The organism is Prevotella sp. kh1p2 (genome assembly GCF_900111525.1).
GTDB lineage: Bacteria > Bacteroidota > Bacteroidia > Bacteroidales > Bacteroidaceae > Prevotella.
In genome coordinates this window covers 130275-149727 of the sequence record NZ_FOHY01000007.1, presented here as the reverse complement: position 1 = coordinate 149727, position 19453 = coordinate 130275, and the positions used below count along the sequence as shown (strand labels likewise).

The 19453-nt window shown below is 57.4% G+C and carries 17 protein-coding genes; 4 read left to right on the top strand and 13 right to left on the bottom strand.

Going from position 1 to position 19453, the window contains the following annotated elements; genetic code table 11:
* Positions 1-469 precede the first annotated feature (469 nt).
* From BMW31_RS05945 to prmC, 8 genes are all read right to left on the bottom strand, one after another.
* Positions 470-2482, bottom strand: coding sequence for a family 20 glycosylhydrolase (locus BMW31_RS05945; RefSeq protein WP_091822525.1), 2013 nt, complete (start codon positions 2480-2482; stop codon positions 470-472).
* A gap of 105 nt (positions 2483-2587) precedes the next feature.
* Positions 2588-3163: a hypothetical protein gene (locus BMW31_RS05940; protein ID WP_177166280.1), complete on the bottom strand. Its 576-nt coding sequence runs from the start codon at positions 3161-3163 to the stop codon at positions 2588-2590.
* On the bottom strand, positions 3160-4497 hold the full coding sequence (gene argH / locus BMW31_RS05935; RefSeq protein ID WP_091822478.1) for an argininosuccinate lyase: 1338 nt from the start codon (positions 4495-4497) through the stop codon (positions 3160-3162). The genes BMW31_RS05940 and argH overlap by 4 nt, the downstream gene beginning before the upstream one ends.
* 4 nt (positions 4498-4501) lie before the next feature.
* Positions 4502-4918 carry a polyketide cyclase gene (locus BMW31_RS05930; protein WP_091822474.1) on the bottom strand — a complete coding sequence of 139 codons (417 nt, stop codon included), beginning with the start codon at positions 4916-4918 and terminating at the stop codon, positions 4502-4504.
* A 27-nt stretch (positions 4919-4945) separates the two neighbouring features.
* Entirely contained in the window at positions 4946-5578 is a 633-nt protein-coding gene (gene pyrE, locus BMW31_RS05925; protein ID WP_091822471.1) for an orotate phosphoribosyltransferase, read from the bottom strand.
* Between the two features lie 1076 nt (positions 5579-6654).
* Positions 6655-7356: a ComF family protein gene (locus BMW31_RS05920; protein WP_091822468.1), complete on the bottom strand. Its 702-nt coding sequence runs from the start codon at positions 7354-7356 to the stop codon at positions 6655-6657.
* A gap of 50 nt (positions 7357-7406) precedes the next feature.
* Positions 7407-7868: a regulatory protein RecX gene (locus BMW31_RS05915; protein WP_091822465.1), complete on the bottom strand. Its 462-nt coding sequence runs from the start codon at positions 7866-7868 to the stop codon at positions 7407-7409.
* Positions 7865-8719 carry a peptide chain release factor N(5)-glutamine methyltransferase gene (prmC, locus tag BMW31_RS05910; RefSeq protein ID WP_091822461.1) on the bottom strand — a complete coding sequence of 285 codons (855 nt, stop codon included), beginning with the start codon at positions 8717-8719 and terminating at the stop codon, positions 7865-7867. Before prmC ends, BMW31_RS05915 begins: the two co-directional genes overlap by 4 nt.
* A 29-nt stretch (positions 8720-8748) precedes the next feature.
* Between prmC and ribD the strand changes: the two genes are divergently transcribed.
* Positions 8749-9705, top strand: coding sequence for a bifunctional diaminohydroxyphosphoribosylaminopyrimidine deaminase/5-amino-6-(5-phosphoribosylamino)uracil reductase RibD (gene ribD / locus BMW31_RS05905; protein WP_091822519.1), 957 nt, complete (start codon positions 8749-8751; stop codon positions 9703-9705).
* A gap of 760 nt (positions 9706-10465) precedes the next feature.
* The gene (locus BMW31_RS05900; RefSeq protein ID WP_091822457.1) at positions 10466-10891 is read left to right on the top strand and encodes a DoxX family protein; all 426 of its coding nucleotides are present in this window, start codon (positions 10466-10468) and stop codon (positions 10889-10891) included.
* Between the two features lie 16 nt (positions 10892-10907).
* Here BMW31_RS05900 and BMW31_RS05895 read toward each other — a convergent pair whose 3' ends face one another.
* Positions 10908-11753: a DUF559 domain-containing protein gene (locus BMW31_RS05895; RefSeq protein ID WP_091822453.1), complete on the bottom strand. Its 846-nt coding sequence runs from the start codon at positions 11751-11753 to the stop codon at positions 10908-10910.
* Positions 11754-11824: 71 nt separating this feature from the next.
* Entirely contained in the window at positions 11825-13642 is a 1818-nt protein-coding gene (gene argS / locus BMW31_RS05890) for an arginine--tRNA ligase (RefSeq protein ID WP_091822450.1), read from the bottom strand.
* A gap of 115 nt (positions 13643-13757) precedes the next feature.
* Between argS and BMW31_RS05885 the strand changes: the two genes are divergently transcribed.
* Both BMW31_RS05885 and BMW31_RS05880 read left to right on the top strand, forming a co-directional pair.
* Entirely contained in the window at positions 13758-14711 is a 954-nt protein-coding gene (locus tag BMW31_RS05885) for a YitT family protein (protein ID WP_091822447.1), read from the top strand.
* Entirely contained in the window at positions 14708-15667 is a 960-nt protein-coding gene (locus BMW31_RS05880; RefSeq protein ID WP_091822443.1) for an alpha/beta hydrolase, read from the top strand. The genes BMW31_RS05885 and BMW31_RS05880 overlap by 4 nt, the downstream gene beginning before the upstream one ends.
* 414 nt (positions 15668-16081) lie before the next feature.
* Here the strand turns inward: BMW31_RS05880 and BMW31_RS05875 are convergent, their stop codons facing one another.
* The 3 genes from BMW31_RS05875 to BMW31_RS05865 are packed head-to-tail and all read right to left on the bottom strand — an operon-like array spanning position 16082 to position 19408.
* Positions 16082-17056, bottom strand: coding sequence for a glycoside hydrolase family 43 protein (locus tag BMW31_RS05875; protein WP_091822438.1), 975 nt, complete (start codon positions 17054-17056; stop codon positions 16082-16084).
* Complete coding sequence (locus BMW31_RS05870) at positions 17053-17445, bottom strand: hypothetical protein (RefSeq protein ID WP_091822435.1); 393 nt, start codon at positions 17443-17445, stop codon at positions 17053-17055. The genes BMW31_RS05875 and BMW31_RS05870 overlap by 4 nt, the downstream gene beginning before the upstream one ends.
* The gene (locus tag BMW31_RS05865; RefSeq protein ID WP_091822431.1) at positions 17438-19408 is read right to left on the bottom strand and encodes an AAA domain-containing protein; all 1971 of its coding nucleotides are present in this window, start codon (positions 19406-19408) and stop codon (positions 17438-17440) included. Before BMW31_RS05865 ends, BMW31_RS05870 begins: the two co-directional genes overlap by 8 nt.
* Positions 19409-19453 lie beyond the last annotated feature (45 nt).

The following is a 19453-nucleotide window of genomic DNA, read 5'->3' as shown; positions in this document are numbered from 1 at the left end:
AGAGCCTGGACATGCGCACACCCCTGGAAGAGATGCAGCGGCTCCTTTCCCTGGCCGCATGACAGCCACAGAGGCTCCCGGGGGCTGCGAGCCCCCGGCCGCAAGGCCGCCCCCCGGTGTTTTTCATCAATTCAACGTTTCACTTAAAATAAAGAGGTCAAAGAGTCCGCAGAAAACAGAAAATGATTAACTTTGCACCCGGAAGACAGCTATCAACCCAAAGTGCACTTAACAGAAAAACCTGACAACTATATTTCCACATAAGAAATTTATTGTCAACCTAAAGAACATTTAACTACAAAAACTGTCAACTAAATCCAGGACAGGACAGCTCCGCCGGGGCCGAAGGATAGGAGCAGGAACTTTCGACACTTGTCGAACGATTGTGCGACACCTGTCGAATGATTATGCGACAAGTGTCGAAAGTTCCTGGGTGATGGGTGTTGGGTGGCAGGGTGATGGGTGTTGGCTACATCTTTGCCACCGTCAGCCCGGTTACGGTGCTCTTGAAGTTGCCTGCGTGCTGCAAGGGGAAGAACAGGGTGCGCTGGTAATGGATGGCTGCTCCGGGCAGGAAGACCGACGTGTGGAACGCGGCATCGGGCATGGTTTGCAGCGGCGTGGCGTTATGGAGCACGTAGGCCGTCTGCTCACCGAGCACTTCGCGGCGCTTGCCGTTCACAAAGAGGCGGGTCTCTCTGGGCGTCATCTCGATGCGGATAGACACTTTGCCGCTCTCGGGCAGCTTGTAGTTGAAGCTGTTCAGATAGCCGTCGCGGGCAAATCCCAGCCTTCCGGTGCCCGGAGTCGACAGGTAGAAGGTGCTGTTGGGGCTCTCCAGCAGCACTGTTCCTAAGCTCTCGGGGCGGCAGTCGACGTCGAAGCTCACGCTGTTGCCGTAACCGGCCTCTGTCACAGGGCCGTAGCCGGCAGCCGTGGGCAGGCCTGCGAGTGGCTTGCCGGCTTCTACGCGGGCTATGGTAAACGAGGCAGTGGGCAGCTGGCCGGCCTGGTTAACGCCCGGAGCCTCATGCAGCAGCCGGCGTGCAGCATCGAAGTCGTTGTACGGAAGCGATGTGTGGCGCCCCGTCCAGCACTTGACTGCAATGGTCTGCAGGGCCGGGAAGACGCGGTCGTGTATGTCCTTGGTCGAGATGCCGTTGCCGTAGTGGTCGTTCCAAACGGCAAACATGCCGCCTTCGAGCGATGGGTCCTGCTCCTCGAAGCGCGTGCTGCCAACCACTGCTGGTGTCCAGTTGTCGTACAGATACTTGCAGTTGAGGTAGTCGTAGTAGTATCCGGCGGCCGGAACGATGTACACCAAGCCGTCCGGAATACTCAAGAGGCGGAATCCGAGCTTCTTCATTTCGGTCGGGTTGGCATAGTCCTCTGACCACAACCCCATCAGCACGTTCTCGTGACGGATGGGAGTGGTGCCCTTGGCGTGGGTGAGCGAGCCCCATATCATGGGCTGCTTGCCGTACTGCTGCATCAGAGCCAGGTACCGGTCGGTAAAGGCACGGAACTGTTCTACCACCTCCTGGTCGGCGTTAGAGTACTCATCGGTTCCTATGTTCACGCGCGGGCCACGGAAAACAGGGTCTTTTCCGCCCACATACTCTTTGAACAAGCCGTCCATGAAGTCATATACCTTGGGGTTGCTGAGGTCGAAGTGGTCCATGCCATACTTCTTGGAACCCAGCTCGGGCATGTAGTGCGTAAAGGCGAGCACGTGGGCCGGGGCGTCAATCTCGGGTATGATTTCCACCTGCAGCTGTTCGGCTTCCTTCTGTAAGTCCACGAATTCCCTCTTCGTATAGCTGCCGTCTTTGGCCGTGAGGCCCGGGTAGGTGTTGCTCTCGAGCCTGAATGCGGCCGACGTCTTCATCCAGTCGTTGTCGAAGAACTGCCTGAAGCCGTTGTCGTTCAGGTGAATTTGCAGGGCGTTCATTTTGTAGTAGGCCATCATCTTGACCAGGTCGCGCAGGTAGCTCATGGGCACGAACTTGCGCCCCACGTCTATCATGAAGCCGCGCATCTTGTATTGAGGGATGTCGGTGGCCCGCCCTTTGGGCAGTGCAGTGTGCTGTTCGCTCATCTGCAGCAAGGTGCGGGTGCCCCAGAAGGCACCTTTGGCGGTGTTGGCGGTAAGGGTGATGCGGTCGGCAATGTCCAGCCGGTAGCCTTCCTGGCCCAGTTCCTTGTCCTTGGTAAGCTGGAGTACAAAGTCTCCTTCAGCCGGTTTGCCCTTCTTCACGGCCAGGGCGTGGCCCGTAAGGAGCTCGTAGTCGGCTGCAAACTGCCTGCCGAGGGCCTGCAGCTGTGCCGACCTGACGACGATGCTGCCCGATGGCGTGAGCGTTCCTTGTGTGCCGGCCCACTGCGTGAGCTCCGGAACAACGAAGGGTTTGCCGTTTACCTGTGCCGCTGCCGGCAGCGAGAGCATGAGCCAGGCGGTAAGTGCGAGGATGATTTTTTTCATAGATTGTTTGGCTTTTTGATAGATTTTGATGTTTGGGTTCTTGTATTCCGGATGATGCAAAGGCCGCAGCGGGCCCATGGTTGGTGGCCTCCGGCGGGGCCGGACTTAGTTAACTCTCAGCACGCCGAACGGCCCCGTGGTGGTGGCAGGATAGCGGATGAGCTTCTTGCCGGGGTCTCCGGCCGTGACGATGCCGCCCTGGTTGAGGTCGTAATGGCGCCTGCAGGTGGCGCAGGTGGCCGTGCCGTTGCCGTCAACGGTCAGCGGATAGCTCTTCAGGGGTATGCTCTCGGGGCTGAAACAGTTAGGACATTCGGCGTCGAAGGCGTACAGGATGCCGTCTATCGACGACCCGTAGCCTACGATGAGGCCGTTGTTCTGGCCCAGGATGTAATGGTTCCGCTCGTCAACGGCGTTGAAGATAGCCTCCGAAGAGGTGCCCTGATTGCTCGTGAAGCTGAAGTAGCGCGCGCCTGCTCGGCTGATTTGGCGAATGGTAACGTAAACTCCGGCGTGCTGCGTCATGGCCTGCGAGAGCGTAACATTCTGCCTCACGCCGTTGTCTATGACCAGAAAGCAGGGCTTGCTGCTGTACTCGTACTCCGCGTCTCCGCACGATGCAGAGAGGCCGAGCAGCGCTGCGACAGCCAGCAGGCAGGCTAAACGGAGGGCTGTTTTCATGCTAACAGGTCTTTTTCGGCCTGCTCCATGCGCTCGAAGTGGAACCCGGCGATGGTGCGGTCCATCAGTTCACGTATCTCGTCGGTGCAAAGCCGGCCCATACTTCCTTCGTGTGTGTGGTGCAGGTTGTGGTCGGCCTTGAAGGTGCCGGCCTCTATCTGCAGCCCCACTTGCCTGTAGGCATCGCGGAAAGGCATGCCCGCAGCGGCCAGCCGGTTCACTTCTTCGACGCTGAAGATGGGGTCGTACATCGCGTTGTCGAGTATATGCTCGTTCACCTCCATGCGGTTAACGATGTAGGACGTCATCTGCAGGCAGTCCTTCAGTTCGCCGAAAGCGGGCAGAAACATCTCTTTGATAATCTGCAAGTCGCGGAAGTAGCCCACCGGAAGGTTGTTCATCACCATCATTATCTGCTCCGGAAGGCTCTGTATCTTGTTGCATTTGGCGCGTATAAGCTCAAACACGTCGGGATTCTTCTTGTGAGGCATGATGCTGGAGCCCGTCGTACACTCCTTTGGCAGGCTGATGAAGCCGAAGTTCTGGCAGTTGAAGAGGCAGGCGTCGAAGGCCATCTTGGCCATTGTTCCTGCCACCGAAGCCAGCGCGAAGGCCACGTTGCGCTCCATCTTGCCGCGACCCATCTGGGCGTAAACCACGTTGTAGTCCATGGAGTCGAAGCCCAGGAGGCGCGTGGTCATGCCTCTGTCGAGCGGAAAGCTGCTGCCGTAGCCGGCTGCAGAGCCCAACGGGTTGCGGTTGGTGAGCCTGTAAGCGGCCTGGATGAACAGCATGTCGTCGGCCAGAGACTCGGCATAGGCGCCGAACCAGAGCCCGAACGAGCTCGGCATGGCTATCTGCAGGTGGGTGTAACCGGGCATCAGCACGTGGCGGTACTGCTCACTCTTGTGCTGCAGTTCGTCGAACAGCACCTTTACTGCATCCACCACGTCCTTGAGCTCGTGGCGGGTAAAGAGCTTGAGGTCTACCAGCACCTGGTCGTTACGTGAGCGGCCGCTGTGTATCTTCTTGCCCATGTCGCCCAGCTTGCGGGTGAGCAGGAGCTCCACCTGCGAGTGCACGTCCTCTACGCCGTCCTCTATCACGAACTCGCCGCGTTCGGCCAGGCGGTAGATAGCTTTGAGTTCGGCCAGCAACTGACGGAGTTCCTCGGCCCCGAGCAGGCCGATTGACTCCAGCATCGTTATGTGGGCGATGGAGCCGAGCACATCGTACTTGGCCAGATAGAGGTCGAGTTCGCGGTCTCGTCCCACCGTGAAGCGCTCTATCTCCTTGTTGACTTCGAAGTTCTTTTCCCAGAGTTTGTTCGCCATTTGGTTATTCGTAATGTATCATTTGCAGCATGTCGGCTATCTTCTCGATACCTTCCTGCAGCGGTTTCTGCACCATCCCCTTGATAAAAGGGTTGAGTTCGGCCTTGATGGTGAGCTTCATCTTGCACGCGTCGGCCTCCATCGGCAGCAGCTGTATCCAGAAGTCGAAGGGCACGGGGCTCTGTTCGGTCTCGAACTTGATGGTCTTCGGCTCCTCGCGGTCAACCATGCGGAGCCTGATGTCGCCCACCATGGGGGCCTTGATGGTAATGCTCTCGCTGTCGAAGCTCAGGTCCTCCAGCTTGTCCTCGGGTATCTTGTCGCGTACCTTCTCCAGGTTGCGGAGGTCGCTCAGCGTGTTGTAGACCGTTTGCTGTGCGTAGGGAATGCGGCGCACGGTGCTTTCAAATTTGGTGCTCATAGTCGTTGGTTTTCAGAGTTGGATAAATCAGCCGTTCCAGTGGGCCGGGTCGTTGCGCCAGTTGTGCAGCAGCTGGATGTCGGTCTCGGCTATGTAGCCCGTCCGGAGCGCCTCGGCCACCACGTGCTCGTAGTCGGTCAGGGTAACGAGCCTTACGCCGGCGTCCTCAAAAGCCTTGGCGGCAACGGGAAAACCGTACGTGTACGAGGCCACCATGCCCACCACCTGGCAGCCGTGTTGGCGCAAGGCATCCACTGCCTTGAGCGAAGAGCCGCCCGTAGAGATAAGGTCTTCCACCACCACCACTTTCTTTCCCGGCTCTATCTCGCCCTCAATGAGGTTGCCCATGCCGTGGTCCTTGGCCTTTGAGCGCACGTACACGAAGGGCAGGTTCAGCTCGTCGGCCACCAGCGCGCCCTGAGCAATGGCCCCGGTGGCCACACCTGCCACGGCTTCGGCCTCGGGGAAGTTGGCCAGAACGGCGTGCACGAGCTCCAGCTTCACGTAGTTGCGGATGTTGGTAAAGGAGAGTGTCTTGCGGTTATCGCAGTAGAAAGGTGATTTCCAGCCAGAAGCCCAGGTGAAAGGAGCCTGCGGCTGCAGCTTGATGGCTTTGATTTCGAGTAGCTTCGAGGCAAAGTCAGTCTTCAGTTTATCCATCTTTTTGTTGTCGTTGAGGTATTATCAGTTTACAAAGATAATGCAAATCTTGCAGATGCAGGTCAGCAGTTGCCGTTTTTTAGGTTTCTTTCAGCTTTCGGCCCTGCCAGGTGCGGTTTTCCCGGAGGTGCCTTTCAAGCCTCTTGACTGGTACCTTCAAGCCCCTTGAAGGATAGCATCAAGGGGCTTGAAAGGCACCTTCGCCAAACCCGTCTGTACACGGCCGTTCCGCGAGACATCATTTTCATGGGTTTTGAGACGGAGTAATCTTATTTTAAAGACAGAGTAACAGAGTATTCTTTTCGTAGCTTTGGTGTTTTAAAGACAGAGTAACAGAGTATTCTTTTCGTTGCTTTGGTGTTTTAAAGACAGAGTAACAGAGTATTTCTTTTCGTTGCTTTGGTGGGTTTGAGACAGCGTAACAGAGGAGCTTTGGGGTTGTAGGACGAGTGAAAGATGGTAGGAGTATATAGGAGAAATGTAGCGAGAGGGCTAACTGGTATCCTCCCCTTAGAAAGGGGAGGCGGAGGAGGGGATGACCTGATAGCAACAAATAGCAAAGCTGCAAGGGAAATCATCCCCTCCTAACCTCCCCTTTCTAAGGGGAGGAACCGCTGCTACAGCTTTAACATCGGTTATCGCTTGATTTCTAAAAACAGCGTCCCAACGTTTTTATGTGATTACTTACGTTACTCTGTTACTCTGTCTTTTAAGGTCTGGGAATAATCAAAAGAAGATTTGCAGCAATGGTTCCTCCCCTTAGAAAGGGGAGGTTAGGAGGGGATGATTGCAGCAGGAGGGTTGGGAGTTGCACCCATCAGGTCATCCCCTCCTCCGCCTCCCCTTTCCAAGGGGAGGATACCAGTTAGCCTTATTGCCGAATTTCTCCTATATACTCCTACCATCTTTCACTCGTCCTACAACCCCAAAGCTCCTCTGTTACGCTGTCTCAAACCCACCAAAGCAACGAAAATAATACTCTGTTACTCTGTCTTTAAAATAAGATTACTCTGTCTCAAACCACCAGCTACTCTGTCTTTAAGTAAATGGAAATTATCGGCAGCGATGGGAGCGGACTACAGCTGCATGGTGACAAAGCCCAGGGAGAGCACGCTGAACTTCACGTTGCCCGCCTTATTGAGCTCGGTGGCGAGGGAACAAATGGTGGAGCCGGTGGTCACAACGTCGTCTACAAGCAGCACGTGGCGACCCGTCAGCGCCTCCGGACGCCGCAGCGTGAAGGCTCCCTCCACGTTCTCCATGCGCTGCCAGCGGTGCTTCTGCGTCTGACTCTCTGTGAAGTTGGTGCGCTCAACCACGTCGTCGGCCACGCCGATGCCCGTTACCCGGCCGATGCCTTGGGCTATGAGCAGGCTCTGGTTGTAGCCCCGCTCCCTCACCCTGGCGCGTGCCAGCGGCACGGGAACAATGAGTTCTATGCCCTCGAAGAAGCCTCCGCCCATGAGTTCGCGCGCCGTCATGGCGCCCATCTGCAGCCCTATCTCGGCCCGCCGACGGTACTTGAGCTCGTAGATAATGCGGCTCGCCTCGGCTCCTGCTCTGTAGTAGAACAGCGCCGCGCACCGTTCAACGGCCATCCTGCCCCAGAACATGCGCGCCATCTCGTTGTCGTAGGCGCTGCGACCGAAGCCCGTGCGGGGCAGATGGAGGTTGCAGCGCGTGCAGATTATCTGCTCTCCGATGGCCAGACGCCCCCCGCACATCACGCAATGGCGTGGTGCCAGCAGGTCGAAGATGCGGGTCCAGAGGCTTGGCATGGTGTTAGGTGTTGGGTGATGGGTGTTGGGTGAGGAGGTGATGGGTGTCGTTATTCGTCTACATCGAGCACCTGACGGATGATGTCCATAGTGAAGCCGCGGCCTAAAGCAAAGCGAATGAGCTTCATGTTGAGCTCGTAGTCGCTGCCTGCCTTCATGCTGCGGCGCTTTGAAGCAATGAGCGGGCGCAGCTGTTCGATGTATTCTGCGTCGGAAACCTCGTCGAGCACGGGGCCGTAAACGGACTTGTCAACGTGCTTGAGGTACAGAGCCTGCTCCACCTTGCGGCGCCCCCACTTGTTATAATGTATCTTGTCGCGCACAAAGAAGCGCGTGTAACGCTCGTCGTCAACGTACTTCTCTTTCACGAGATACGCCATGACGCGTGCCTGGGCCTGCTCGTCGAGGCCCCACTGGCGCATCTTTTCCAGCATCTCTCCGCTGCAGTGCTCGGCCCGCGAGCACAGGGCGGTGAGCTTGCTGAGTGCTTCCTGTTCGGTTATAGGTTTCATTTGGCGGTTGCTTTGGTCATTCTACGCTTGCCGAAACTGTCGGTCCGGGTCTCCGTTTGCGTGAACCCATGTTCGCGGAGCATGTCTTCAACGGCCTCGGCGTAGAGCGGGTTGATTTCAAAATACAGGCTTCCGCCCGGCCGCAGGGCGTGTACGGCGTAGCCGGAGATGGCCCGGTAGAAGCGCAAAGGGTCGCCATCGGGCACGAAGAGCGCCTCCCGGGGCTCGTGCTCCAGCACGTTGCGGGCCATGGTCTGCGCCTCCTGCCGGCAGATGTAGGGCGGATTGCTCACGATGATGTCCCACCGCGCCTTGTCATCGGGCGGCTGCAGGGCGTCCTGCCGGCGCAGGCGAACCTTTGCCCCCAGTGCCTCGGCGTTCTCGCGGGCCACGGCGAGGGCGGCAGAAGAGATGTCCCACGCCGTTACCTTGGCGCCGGGAACGTTGAGGGCGAGGGTTATCGCGATGCAGCCGGAGCCCGTTCCAATGTCGAGAACGGCTGTTCCGGCGGCGCCGTCGGCACCGGTCGGGGCCGTTGCATCGTGCGTTATCCACTCGCAAAGCTCGTAAGTCTCGGGCCGGGGAATGAGTACGCCGGGCCTGACACGGAACTCCCGTCCGCCAAAGTCGGCCCGGCGAAGCACGTACTGCACCGGAACGCCTTTTTGGAGTGTGGTCATCATTTCGTTCAGAAAAAGGCTTTCGTCTGCCGATAATTGTGTAACTTTGCCCGTGTAGATATCTGTCAGCGACAGTCCGAAGCGCACTTCGAGCACTGTCCGGACAATAGCTTTCGCCTCGCCTTCATCGTACAGGGGCGTTAGTCGGTGCCAGAGTTCGTTAAATGTCATATCCGTGCAAAGATAAGAAAAAACAAGTGATGACGCAAAAGGAAACAGACGAAAAATACATGCGCCGCTGTATTCAGCTTGCCCTCAATGGAAGAGCGAACGCGAAGCCCAACCCCATGGTGGGCGCTGTGCTCGTGGAGGGCGGCCGCATCATAGGAGAGGGCTACCATGTGCGCTGTGGCGAGGGCCATGCCGAGGTTAACTGCTTTGCCTCCGTGGCACCACAAGACGAGCCACTCGTGCCCCGCGCCACGCTCTACGTGAGCCTGGAGCCGTGCTCGCACTACGGTAAGACGCCGCCCTGTGCCGACCTCATCATCCGCAAGGGCGTGCACCGGGTGGTTTGCGGGTGCATAGACCCCTTCAGTAAGGTGCAGGGGCGCGGCGTCGAAAAGCTGCGCCAGGCCGGCATAGACGTTACGGTGGGCGTGCTGGAGCCCGAGTGCAAGGAGCTGAACAGTCGCTTCTTTACCTTCAATACGCGCCAACGGCCGTACATACTGCTTAAATGGGCGCAGTCGGCCGACGGCTTTCTCGACGACCACGGGCGCGCCTTTGCCTTCTCGTCGGCCTTCACCCGCATGCTTGTACACAAGCTGCGGAGCGAGTACGACGCCATTCTGGTGGGGCGGGTGACCAACGAGAGGGAGCATCCCGGCCTCGATGTGCGCCTCTGGAGCGGTCCTTCGCCCGAGCGCATGGTGCTGAGCACCACGGCTGCGGGTGCAGAGTGGCAGTCTTCTATCCAAGGAGTGCTGGCCCACTTGTATGAAGAAAAGAAGCAGAGCCTGATGGTGGAGGGCGGCGCCCGCACGCTGCAGAGCTTTATCGAGGCCGGACTGTGGGACGAACTGCGCGTGGAGACGGCGCCCGTAAGCACCGGTGGCGGCACTCCGGCGCCCTCCATCCCCGCTTCGGCAACAGTCAGAAGCCGCGCCGAATACGATGGCCGCACCATCATCACCTATGTTCCCGCCGCCAGATAGTTGTGCAGGCAGGGTCTTTTAAGATTAGTTTTTCCCCTTTAATCATCCCCTCCTAACCTCCCCTTTCTAAGGGGAGGAAGCGTTGCTGCAGGTTTACTGGTTTGTGGAAACAAGCAAGCAACGCTTTGCTAAGAAACAAACTGGTATCCTCCCCTTGGAAAGGGGAGGCGGAGGAGGGGATGACCAGAAGGCAGCTATTGGCAAAGAAAGTGGATAAATCATCCCCTCCTAACCTCCCCTTTCTAAGGGGAGGAAGCGTTGCTGCAGGTTTGCTGGTTTGTGCAAACAAGCAAGCAACGCTTTGCTAAGAAGCAAACTGGTATCCTCCCCTTGGAAAGGGGAGGCGGAGGAGGGGATGACCAAATGTTTGGAAATTGTTATCTTGCAGCGGAAACCGCTCCCTCCTAATCTTTCTTTTTTAAGAAGCAAAGGTCACAAAGCGGAGCATTTAAGTTTCAATCCGTTTGATAACGGGATGTTGTTGATGGCAAGTCGGAACTTTCGACAGGTGTTGCATTCATGTGCGACAAGTGTCGAACGATTGTGTGACAGGTGTCGAAAGTTCCTGAACGATGCTTCCGGCACCCTGAAAGGGCAGCGGCGGGAATGAGATATACCTTATATAATATAGTGGCTGATGGCTGTCGGGTCTACCACAATCATGGTATTTTGCGGTTGATGTTGTACTTTTTACAACAAGAAAGATGGAGATTTGAAGCTAAATGCGTATCTTTGCCGTTGAATTTAAAACAAGACAAAGATGAAATTATTACGTTACATATTCCCCGTTGGGGATGAAGACAAGAAAGTGTCGGCCCTGTTGCTGGCCTCGAGAGTGATATTCGGACTGCTGTTAGCGCGCCACGGACTGGAGAAACTGATGAACTTCAGCACCATGTCTGCACAGTTTCCCGACCCGCTGGGTGTGGGTGGCGACGTCTCGCTGGCGCTTGGCATCTTCGGAGAGCTGGTTTGCTCGCTGGCTTTCGTGTTCGGACTGTTGAGCCGTTTGGCCGTTATTCCGATGATGTTCACCATGCTCGTGGCCTTTGTGACAGTGCACGGAGGCTCCGTGGCCGATGGAGAACTGGCGTTCCTCTACCTGGTCGTGTTCGCTCTGTTGTTCATCGCAGGGCCCGGAAAGTATTCAGTCGATGGCTGGATAGGGCGTAAGTTCGTGCGCTGAAGCTCGAAACAAGAAGCTATTTGCGGCCGAAGTCGGCTGGTATCTCGCCCCATTGCTTCGTCTCCCATTTAAGTATGGGCGTGGTGATGGTGTGGGTGCGCAGCCACGCTTCGGCTCTTGCTATTACCTGGTAGAGCTGTTCGGTTTGCGGGGTGCGTGCGAGCTTGGTCTTGCATTGCTTCTTCCTGACCCACAGAATGGCGTTGTAGCTGTCGCTGTAGATGGCTTTGTCCTTGATGCCCCGTTGCTCCATGAGCGCCAGGGCGTGAACAATGGCAAGGAATTCGCCTATGTTGTTGGTGCCGTGAACAGGCCCGTAGTGGAATACAACGGCCCCCGTGGCCAGGTCGATGGCCTGATATTCCATCGGTCCAGGGTTGCCCGAGCAGGCTGCATCCACAGCCCAAGCAGACAGATCAATGCCAGAGCCTACCCCAACCCTCCCAAGAGGGAGGGGGCTTTGTGGTTGGGCGTTGTCTATTTCCATGATTTTCTTCTTTATCTTGTTGATTACCTGAAAGCTGTTGCCTATTACTTCGTCGTTTGTAAGCCGCAACATGTGGTATCCCTTTTGCCGAAGTTCTTCGGTGCGGATGGCGTCTTTCACAGGCTGTTCACCCTTGAAGTGGTATTTTCCGTCTACTTCGACGATGAGTTTGTGGCTTAAATTAACGAAATCTACGATGTAATCGCCGATGATATGCTGCCTTCTGAACTTGAGACCGATGTTGTTTGCTTTCAGCATACTCCACAAAGCACGTTCCGCGTCGGTAGCAAACAGCTTGTTTTCGGCCGCCATCTTCTTGAGTAGAGAATAGTGAACAGGGTCTCCGGTTTCGTAGTCAAAATGCTTCTTCTCCATCACAATTCATCTTCCTAGTCCTAATTCGTAAGGCTCCCTCCCTTTGGGAGGGCGGGGGTAGGCTCTATATTTTACATTCTCTCCGGTACTTCGATGCCCAGAAGTGCCATGCCGTTCCTGATTACTTTGGCCACATTGCGGGCCAGCAGCACGCGGAAACGCTTGGTGCTGGGGGTCTCGGCGTTCAGAATACTGTAGTCGTGGTAGAACTGGTTGAACTCCTTGGTGAGTTCGTAGCAGTAGTTGGCAATGCCTGCAGGGTTGTAGTTCTCGCCTGCATCCTTAACGGCAGCGCCGTATTCGTTCATCTTCTGGATGAGTGCCACTTCCTTCTCGTTGGGCGTGTAGTCATCTTCGGGGCCGTTGCTGCCGGCTTGCGGCTGCTCACTTGCCTTGCGCATGATGGAGCGGATGCGTGCATAAGTGTACTGAATGAACGGACCAGTGTTGCCGTTGAAGTCGATACTCTCGGCCGGATTGAAGAGCATGTTCTTCCGGGCGTCAACTTTGAGGATGAAATACTTCAGCGCTCCCAGGCCTACTATGCGTGCTATGTCCTGCTTCTCGTCCTCACCCATGTCGTTGAACTTGCCCAGCTCGTCGCTTGTCCGGCGTGCCTCGGCCGTCATCTGGGCTATCAGATCGTCGGCATCAACCACCGTTCCCTCCCTCGACTTCATCTTTCCGTTGGGCAGCTCCACCATTCCGTAGGAGAAGTGGATGAGGTCCTTGCCCCATTTGAAGCCCAACCGGTCGAGCAGGATGGACAGAACCTGGAAGTGATAGTTCTGCTCGTTGCCCACCACATATATCATCTTGTCGATGGGGAAGTCGTGGTAACGCATCTCGGCCGTGCCGATATCCTGCGTCATATACACCGAGGTGCCGTCAGAACGGAGCAACAGCTTCTGGTCAAGACCCTCTTTCGTCAGGTCTGCCCATACGCTGTTGTCATCCTTTCTGAAGAAGATACCCTTGCTGAGTCCTTCTTCCACCTTCTTTTTTCCCTCGAGGTAGGTATTTGATTCGTAGTATATCTTGTCGAAACTCACGCCCAGCGCCTTGTACGTTTCATCGAAGCCGGCGTACACCCAGCCGTTCATCTGCTGCCAGAGTGCGCGCACCTGGGGGTCTCCCTGTTCCCATTTTACGAGCATCTCGTGGGCTTCCCTGATGAGCGGAGCCTCGTTCCTGGCCTTTTCCTCGGCCTTCTCGGCATCCATCCCGGCAGCTGTAAACTGCTGCTTCAGCTGCTCGCACTCGGCTTTATAGTGCTTGTCGAACTCTACATAGAAGTCACCAATTAGGTGATCGCCCTTCTTGTGGGCCGTTTCCGGTGTGATGCCGTTGCCCCACTTGAGCCATGCCAGCATGGACTTGCAGATGTGTATGCCGCGGTCATTTACGATATTGGTCTTCACAACCTTGTTACCGTTGGCCTCCATAATCTGTGCGAGCGACCATCCCAGCAGGTTGTTGCGCACGTGACCCAGATGGAGAGGCTTGTTGGTGTTGGGCGATGAGTACTCTATCATTACCAGCGGGGCACCGTCTCCGGCCTTTTTATGGCCGAAGTGCTCATCGGCATCGATGTCGGAGAGCAACCCCATCCACGCCGCGGGGGCGATGACGAGGTTCAGGAAGCCGCCAACCACGTTGTACTTGGCCACGGCAGGGCAGCTTTCGGCTATGTAGCGGCCCAGCTCCTGTGCCGTTTCGTCGGGCTTCTTGTGCGATAGCTTGAGGAACGGAAACACCACCAGCGTGAGATGACCCTCAAAAGTGGCTTTGGTCTTTTGCAGCTGCACCATCGTGGCAGGCACGTCCTGGCCGTACAGCTCCTTAACGGCGGCAACGACCGCACGGCATATTTGGTTCTCTATATTCATACAGTAAAATACATAAAAACGTTGAAGACGGATGCAAAAGTACAAAAAATAATCCGTACCCTTGGTGCCCAATGGAATAAAAATGCTAATTTTGCAATCATTAAAGTCTTATAGTATGAAAATTGAAAACAGGCGTCAGGGGCGCCGGTCTTTCTATCGGGAACTCAAGGATTATGTCTTGCTGGCGCTTGCCATGCTGCTGGGAGCCACCGGGTGGGTTGTCTTTCTGCTGCCCAACGAAATCACCACGGGCGGCATTCCGGGCATTGCGTCGGTGGTTTACTGGGGAACAGGGCTGCCCGTACAGGTAACCTACATGGGTCTTAACGCCCTGTTGCTGGTCGTGGCACTGCGAGTGCTGGGCTGGCGGTTCTGCCTCAAGACCATCTATGCTGTCCTGCTGTTCACGCTCTTCTCAGGAGTTCTGCAGCATTATGCCGCAGGCACGCACCTTTTAGCCGACCAGAAGTTCATGGCTCTCATAGTAGGAGGCGCCTTCTGGGGCGGCAGTGTGGGTCTTGGACTTGGCGCCGGAGGCAGCACGGGGGGCTCCGATATCATCGCGGCGATGGTGAACAAGTACCGTGATATCTCCCTGGGGCGCATCATCCTGATGTGTGATCTCGTCATCATCACCTCCAGTTACCTCGTTCTTCACGACTGGGAGAAGGTTCTCTACGGCTATGTACTGCTCTTTGTTGCCAGCTTCTGCGTTGACCAGGTAGTGAACTCCATGCGCCGCTCGGTGCAGTTCTTCATCATCTCCGATAAATACGAGCTCATCGGCAAGGCCGTGAACCAGATTGTGCAGCGCGGTTGCACGGTCTTCGACGGCCACGGTTTCTACTCTGGACAGAAGGTGCAGGCCCTCTTCGTGATTGCGAAGAAGAGCGAATCGAACGCCATCTTCCGCCTCATTGACGACATAGACCCCAATGCCTTCGTAAGCCAGAGCGCCGTGATAGGTGCCTACGGACTGGGCTTCGACCGCTTCAAGGTGCACGGCAAGGCCGAAGACAAGGAGGTGTTGCAGGAACTCGTGGGCGCCGAAAACAAGGAGCAAGCATGAAGAAGGTCCTGAAGCGCAGCCTCCTGGCGCTCCTGCTGCTCGCCGTAACGGTGCTGGCGGGCGGCAGCTTCTACATGCTCGACTTCGCACTCCTGCCCGGCGAGATGCACGGCCGCGACGTGCAGGGCAGCTACAACACCGTACTGGAGGAGAACCCCGAGCTCCGTCCATGGCTCGACAGCCTGATGCAGCACCGCGCCCTGCACGACACGACGGTGCTCATGCGCCCCGGCGAGCGCCACCACGCCCTCTACGCACGCGCTCCGAGGCCCACTGGCAGGGTGGCGGTGCTGGTGCACGGCTACAAGGACAGTGCCGTGGGCATGCTCCACATAGCCCACATTTACGCCCTGATGGGCTACAACGTGCTGCTGCCCGACCTGCATGCGCACGGCCGCAGCGAAGGTAAGGCCGTGGAGATGGGCTGGAACGAGCGCCACGACGTGCTGCGCTGGCTGGCCGTGGCCGACAGTCTGTTCGCCGACTCCACCGGTACAACGCGCCAGGTGGTGCACGGCATCTCGATGGGGGCGGCCACCGTGATGGACGTTTCGGGCGAAGCGGTGCCCCCTTACGTGAAGTGCTACGTCGAAGATTGCGGCTACACCAGCGTGTGGGACGAGTTCTCGCACCAGCTGCACGATATGTTCGGCCTGCCCGAATTTCCCCTTCTCTACACCACCTCGGCCCTTTGCAAGGCGCGTTACGGCTGGAGTTTCGGCCAGGCCTCGCCCCTGCGGCAGGTCAGCCGGTGCCATAGGCCGATGCTCTTCATCCACGGCGACGCCGATACCTACGTGCCCTACGCCATGCTGCGCAGGCTTTACGACGCCAAGCCGCAGCCCAAGCAGCTCTGGACAGGCCGCGGTTCGGCCCACGCCCGCAGCTATCAAGACCACCGCAGTGAGTACTCCGCCGTGGTTGCAGGCTTCGTGGGGCGGTACATCAAACCGTGAGCGGGGAACGTAAATCACGGCAATAATGTTTTACGAAACGCCCTGCAGCAACGGCTCGGGTTTTCTCCGGCGCCGTTGAAGGGCCGGAATGAGCCGAAAATCAGCATTTTCTTAAACCGCTGAAAACCAGCAGTTTGCGTTTCAGCCCATGTTTTCAGCTTTCTTGAAGGATAGCTTCAGCGCGCTTGAAGCTATCCTTCAAGAGCCTCGGAGCTATCCTTTTACGGCCTCGAAGACATTATCCGTAGGCCAAAAATACCCCTTTCGGGAGTCCGAAAGGGGCAAAATGCGTATCTTTTTCTGTATGTTCAGCAGTCATGAAGCCATTTTCCGGTGTTTCAAGTCGCCGTGGGCAGCTCTCTCAATCCATAAAAACGGGGCCTTTTGCAGGCAAGTTTCCTTACACCGCAGGCCTCATTCGGGCTTGAGGGGCGAGGCCTTCACGCCCTCGAAAGTCAGTTTTACGGGGCGTATGGTGCCGTCGGCATTGAACTCGAGCCTGTCGATGCACACCACCCGATGGTTGCCGTCGGTCTCTCCCAGAGGGCGCCGGTGGTACACGATGTAGAACTCATCAGCCCCCGGACCTTTGATAACCGAGTGGTGACCGGCGCCGGTGGCCACCTCGGGGTCCTGCTGCAGTATCTTGCCTATGCGCCTGAAGGGGCCCAGCGGCGAGTCGCCGATGGCGTAGGCCGCGCAGTAGTCGGGGCCCGTCCATCCGCCCTCCGACCACATGAAGTAGTACTTGCCGCCGCGCTTGAGCATGAAGGGGCCCTCTACATAGTTCTGGGGCGTTATCTCCTTGTAAGTAGTGCCGTCCGTGAAGGGAACGATGTGGAGCAAGTCGGGCGCCAACCGCACCACGTTGCAGTGCCTCCAGCCGCCGTAGTACATGTACCACTGGCCGTCGTCATCGCAGAACACGAACTGGTCAATGGGCTGTGCGCCGTTCACGATGTGGCCAACGAGGGGCTTGCCGATGGCATCGCGGAACGGCCCTTCGGGCTTCTCGGCCACGGCTACGCCTATTCCGCCCGTCTCACCCTCATGAACATCGTTGGCGGAGAAGAAGAAATAGAACCTGTTATTGGCCTTCACCACCGACGGAGCCCACATGGCACGGCGCGCCCAGGGCACGTTGTAGGCGTCGAGTACGTGGTAATGCTTCGTCCAATGCACCAAATCGGGCGACGAGAAGGCGTCAAAATGGGTCTGCTCTCCGTAAGGCGCCGAGTAGGTAGGGTAAACCCAGTAGCGCTGGTTCAGTACGATAGCCTCCGGATCGGCGTACCATCCGCCGGCTATAGGGTTGCCACCGGCTGGCTGTTGGGCCGTGGCGGCCGCGGCCGAGCATAGCAGGGCGGCGGCAAGAAGAAACTGTTTCATGGGTTGTCTAATTTGTTTTTGATTGCTGTCATTCGTTTCCGGCGGTCCAGGTCGTAGGTTCGGCCGTAGGCATCTATGTAGTCGAAGAGGGCGTAAGCCTTCTCCAGGAGGTCGTCGGCCTGCGGTTTGGACACTGTGCCGGCCTCGGTGTAGAAGAGGTTAGCCAGCATGTCGAGGCGGTAGAGGTAGTCGGCGGGGTGGCTGTTCTTGAGGTTTGCAAGTATTTCCGGTACCGAGGCATTGCGCCACAACGCCGCCTCGCCGAAGTATTGGGTGTAGAGTTTCTCTATCTCCTGCCTGCGGTCTTCCACCTCCTTCTTCTCCAGGAGGCGCTGCAATGCGGCCATGAACTCGCGGATAAGCCGCATGATGTAGTCTTTCTCAATCATAGTTGTGGGATTGGTTTTGGTTTTCCAGATTCTTGATGTAGCGGTACAGCTTGCTGTAGAAGGGGTGGCGGGTCAGCGTGGGCACATCAGCGAGGATGATGAGCTTCATCCGCGCCCGCGTAATGGCAACGTTCATGCGGCGCAGGTCGCGCAGGAAGCCAATCTGCCCTTCGGCATTCGCGCGGACCAGCGAGATGAGTATGACGTCGCGCTCCTGCCCCTGGAAGCCGTCGACGGTGTTCACGCTGATGAGCGCCCGGTAGGGTTTGAAGAACGCGCGCTGCCTGATGAGCCTGCGCAGGTACTGCACCTGGGCGCGGTAAGGCGAGATGATGCCCACGTCGATGCGCTCTTCGAGGATGCGGTTCTTGCCTATCTTGTTGAAGTATTGCTCCAGTGTAGCCAGCGTTTGCTCGGCTTCGGCCTTGTTGATGCGCCCGAAGGTCTCGCCCACAAACTCCTCTCCCGTGGGCTGCTCGCTGCCGTCGGCATCGGCGGGGGCAGCCTCGCGCCACTCCATCGGTACGTCGTAGTCCAGTATGCCGCGGTGTTTGATTTGCGGAGCCGACTGCACCTGCCCGTCGTAAAACCAGTTGGAAGAGAAGCGCATGATGTCTTCGTGCATGCGGTACTGCACCTTGAGCAGTGTCACCACTTCGGGTTTGTTCTCCACAATGCGCTCCATGAGCGTCTTGCCGAGCCCTCCCTTGAGCGCGGCAATGCTCTTTACCGTAGGCGGAAGCTGGCAGTGGTCGCCTGCGAGCACCACTCTGCCGGCCTTGCGGATGGCTATCCAGCACGCTGCCTCAAGCGCCTGGGCGGCTTCATCAATAAAAAGCGTGCCGTACTTCTGTCCTTCGAGCACGCGGTTGGCCGAGCCCACCAGCGTTGAGGCTATGACGCGGGCCTCGCCAAAGAGGTCGGCATTGATGCGGAGCTCTACCTCCGTGGCTCTCGACTTGAGCCTGTCGAGCTTCTGGTGGTAGCTTTCCGTGCGCCCGCGGCGCTGACCGCGCAGCTCGCGGATGGCCTTACGGATGGCCCACAGCTGCGGATAGTCGGCATGAGACTCAAACCTGCGCTCGTAGGTAAAGCCCAGCATCTTGTCGTTCACACGTGTGGGGTTGCCTATACGCAGCACATTGACGCCGCGGTCTACGAGCTTCTCGCTTATCCAGTCAACCGCCATGTTGCTTTGAGCGCACACAAGAACCTGGCTCTCCCGGCGCAGCGTCTCGTAGATAGCTTCCACTAAGGTGGTTGTCTTGCCCGTTCCGGGAGGCCCGTGCACCACGGCCACGTCCTTTGCCCGCAGCACTTGGTTCACTGCCTGCTCCTGTGTGGGGTTGAGCCAGGGGAACTTCATGGGCTCGAACGAGAACGTAGCCGCCGGCTGATGCGAGTAGAAAAGGTCGCGTAAGCAGGCCAGCCGGTTGCCCCGGGCATTCATCACGCGGTCCAGGGCGGCAAACATCATCTGGTAGCTCGTCTCGTCGAAGAAGAGCTGAACGCCCAACCGGTCGGCCTGCTGCAGGTCGGCAATGTGGCTGCCGTCGGGCACCGTGACCACCATCCGGTCGCCGTCAACGTACGAAACGGTGCCGTTGAAGGGGTAGTAGGTGATGGGGGAGGGGTGTTGGGTGGCGGGTGATGGGTGGTGGGTGATGGGTGTGGGGTGACGGGTGATGGGGTCCGTGCGGAAGAAAACAACGGGTTTGCCGAACTCGAAGTTGTGTTCGATGTCGGTATCTTCGGTTCTGAAAACCTCTACCGTTAGCTGATTGAGCGAGTTGTAGTAGCTTTTGCCCACCCTGAGGGGGAACCAGGCGTCGCCGCGTTTTACCTTTCGGGCCAGTCCCAGGGTCTCGGTCTGCTTGCGGAAGGCCTCCTTCTCGGTGCTGTACTCCAACTGCAAGAGCAGCTTCTGGCGTTGTAATTCGGCGATGGGTGAGCTTTGTGTCATGCTGCAAAGGTACTAATTTGTCTGAAAACAGGATGAAAACGGCAC

Coding starts and splice junctions, on each gene's coding strand:
- BMW31_RS05945 (WP_091822525.1), bottom strand. CDS start 2,482: ATGAAAAAAATCATCCTCGCACTTACCGCCTGGCTCATGCTCTCGCTG.
- BMW31_RS05940 (WP_177166280.1), bottom strand. CDS start 3,163: ATGAAAACAGCCCTCCGTTTAGCCTGCCTGCTGGCTGTCGCAGCGCTG.
- argH (WP_091822478.1), bottom strand. CDS start 4,497: ATGGCGAACAAACTCTGGGAAAAGAACTTCGAAGTCAACAAGGAGATA.
- BMW31_RS05930 (WP_091822474.1), bottom strand. CDS start 4,918: ATGAGCACCAAATTTGAAAGCACCGTGCGCCGCATTCCCTACGCACAG.
- pyrE (WP_091822471.1), bottom strand. CDS start 5,578: ATGGATAAACTGAAGACTGACTTTGCCTCGAAGCTACTCGAAATCAAA.
- BMW31_RS05920 (WP_091822468.1), bottom strand. CDS start 7,356: ATGCCAAGCCTCTGGACCCGCATCTTCGACCTGCTGGCACCACGCCAT.
- BMW31_RS05915 (WP_091822465.1), bottom strand. CDS start 7,868: ATGAAACCTATAACCGAACAGGAAGCACTCAGCAAGCTCACCGCCCTG.
- prmC (WP_091822461.1), bottom strand. CDS start 8,719: ATGACATTTAACGAACTCTGGCACCGACTAACGCCCCTGTACGATGAA.
- ribD (WP_091822519.1), top strand. CDS start 8,749: ATGACGCAAAAGGAAACAGACGAAAAATACATGCGCCGCTGTATTCAG.
- BMW31_RS05900 (WP_091822457.1), top strand. CDS start 10,466: ATGAAATTATTACGTTACATATTCCCCGTTGGGGATGAAGACAAGAAA.
- BMW31_RS05895 (WP_091822453.1), bottom strand. CDS start 11,753: ATGGAGAAGAAGCATTTTGACTACGAAACCGGAGACCCTGTTCACTAT.
- argS (WP_091822450.1), bottom strand. CDS start 13,642: ATGAATATAGAGAACCAAATATGCCGTGCGGTCGTTGCCGCCGTTAAG.
- BMW31_RS05885 (WP_091822447.1), top strand. CDS start 13,758: ATGAAAATTGAAAACAGGCGTCAGGGGCGCCGGTCTTTCTATCGGGAA.
- BMW31_RS05880 (WP_091822443.1), top strand. CDS start 14,708: ATGAAGAAGGTCCTGAAGCGCAGCCTCCTGGCGCTCCTGCTGCTCGCC.
- BMW31_RS05875 (WP_091822438.1), bottom strand. CDS start 17,056: ATGAAACAGTTTCTTCTTGCCGCCGCCCTGCTATGCTCGGCCGCGGCC.
- BMW31_RS05870 (WP_091822435.1), bottom strand. CDS start 17,445: ATGATTGAGAAAGACTACATCATGCGGCTTATCCGCGAGTTCATGGCC.
- BMW31_RS05865 (WP_091822431.1), bottom strand. CDS start 19,408: ATGACACAAAGCTCACCCATCGCCGAATTACAACGCCAGAAGCTGCTC.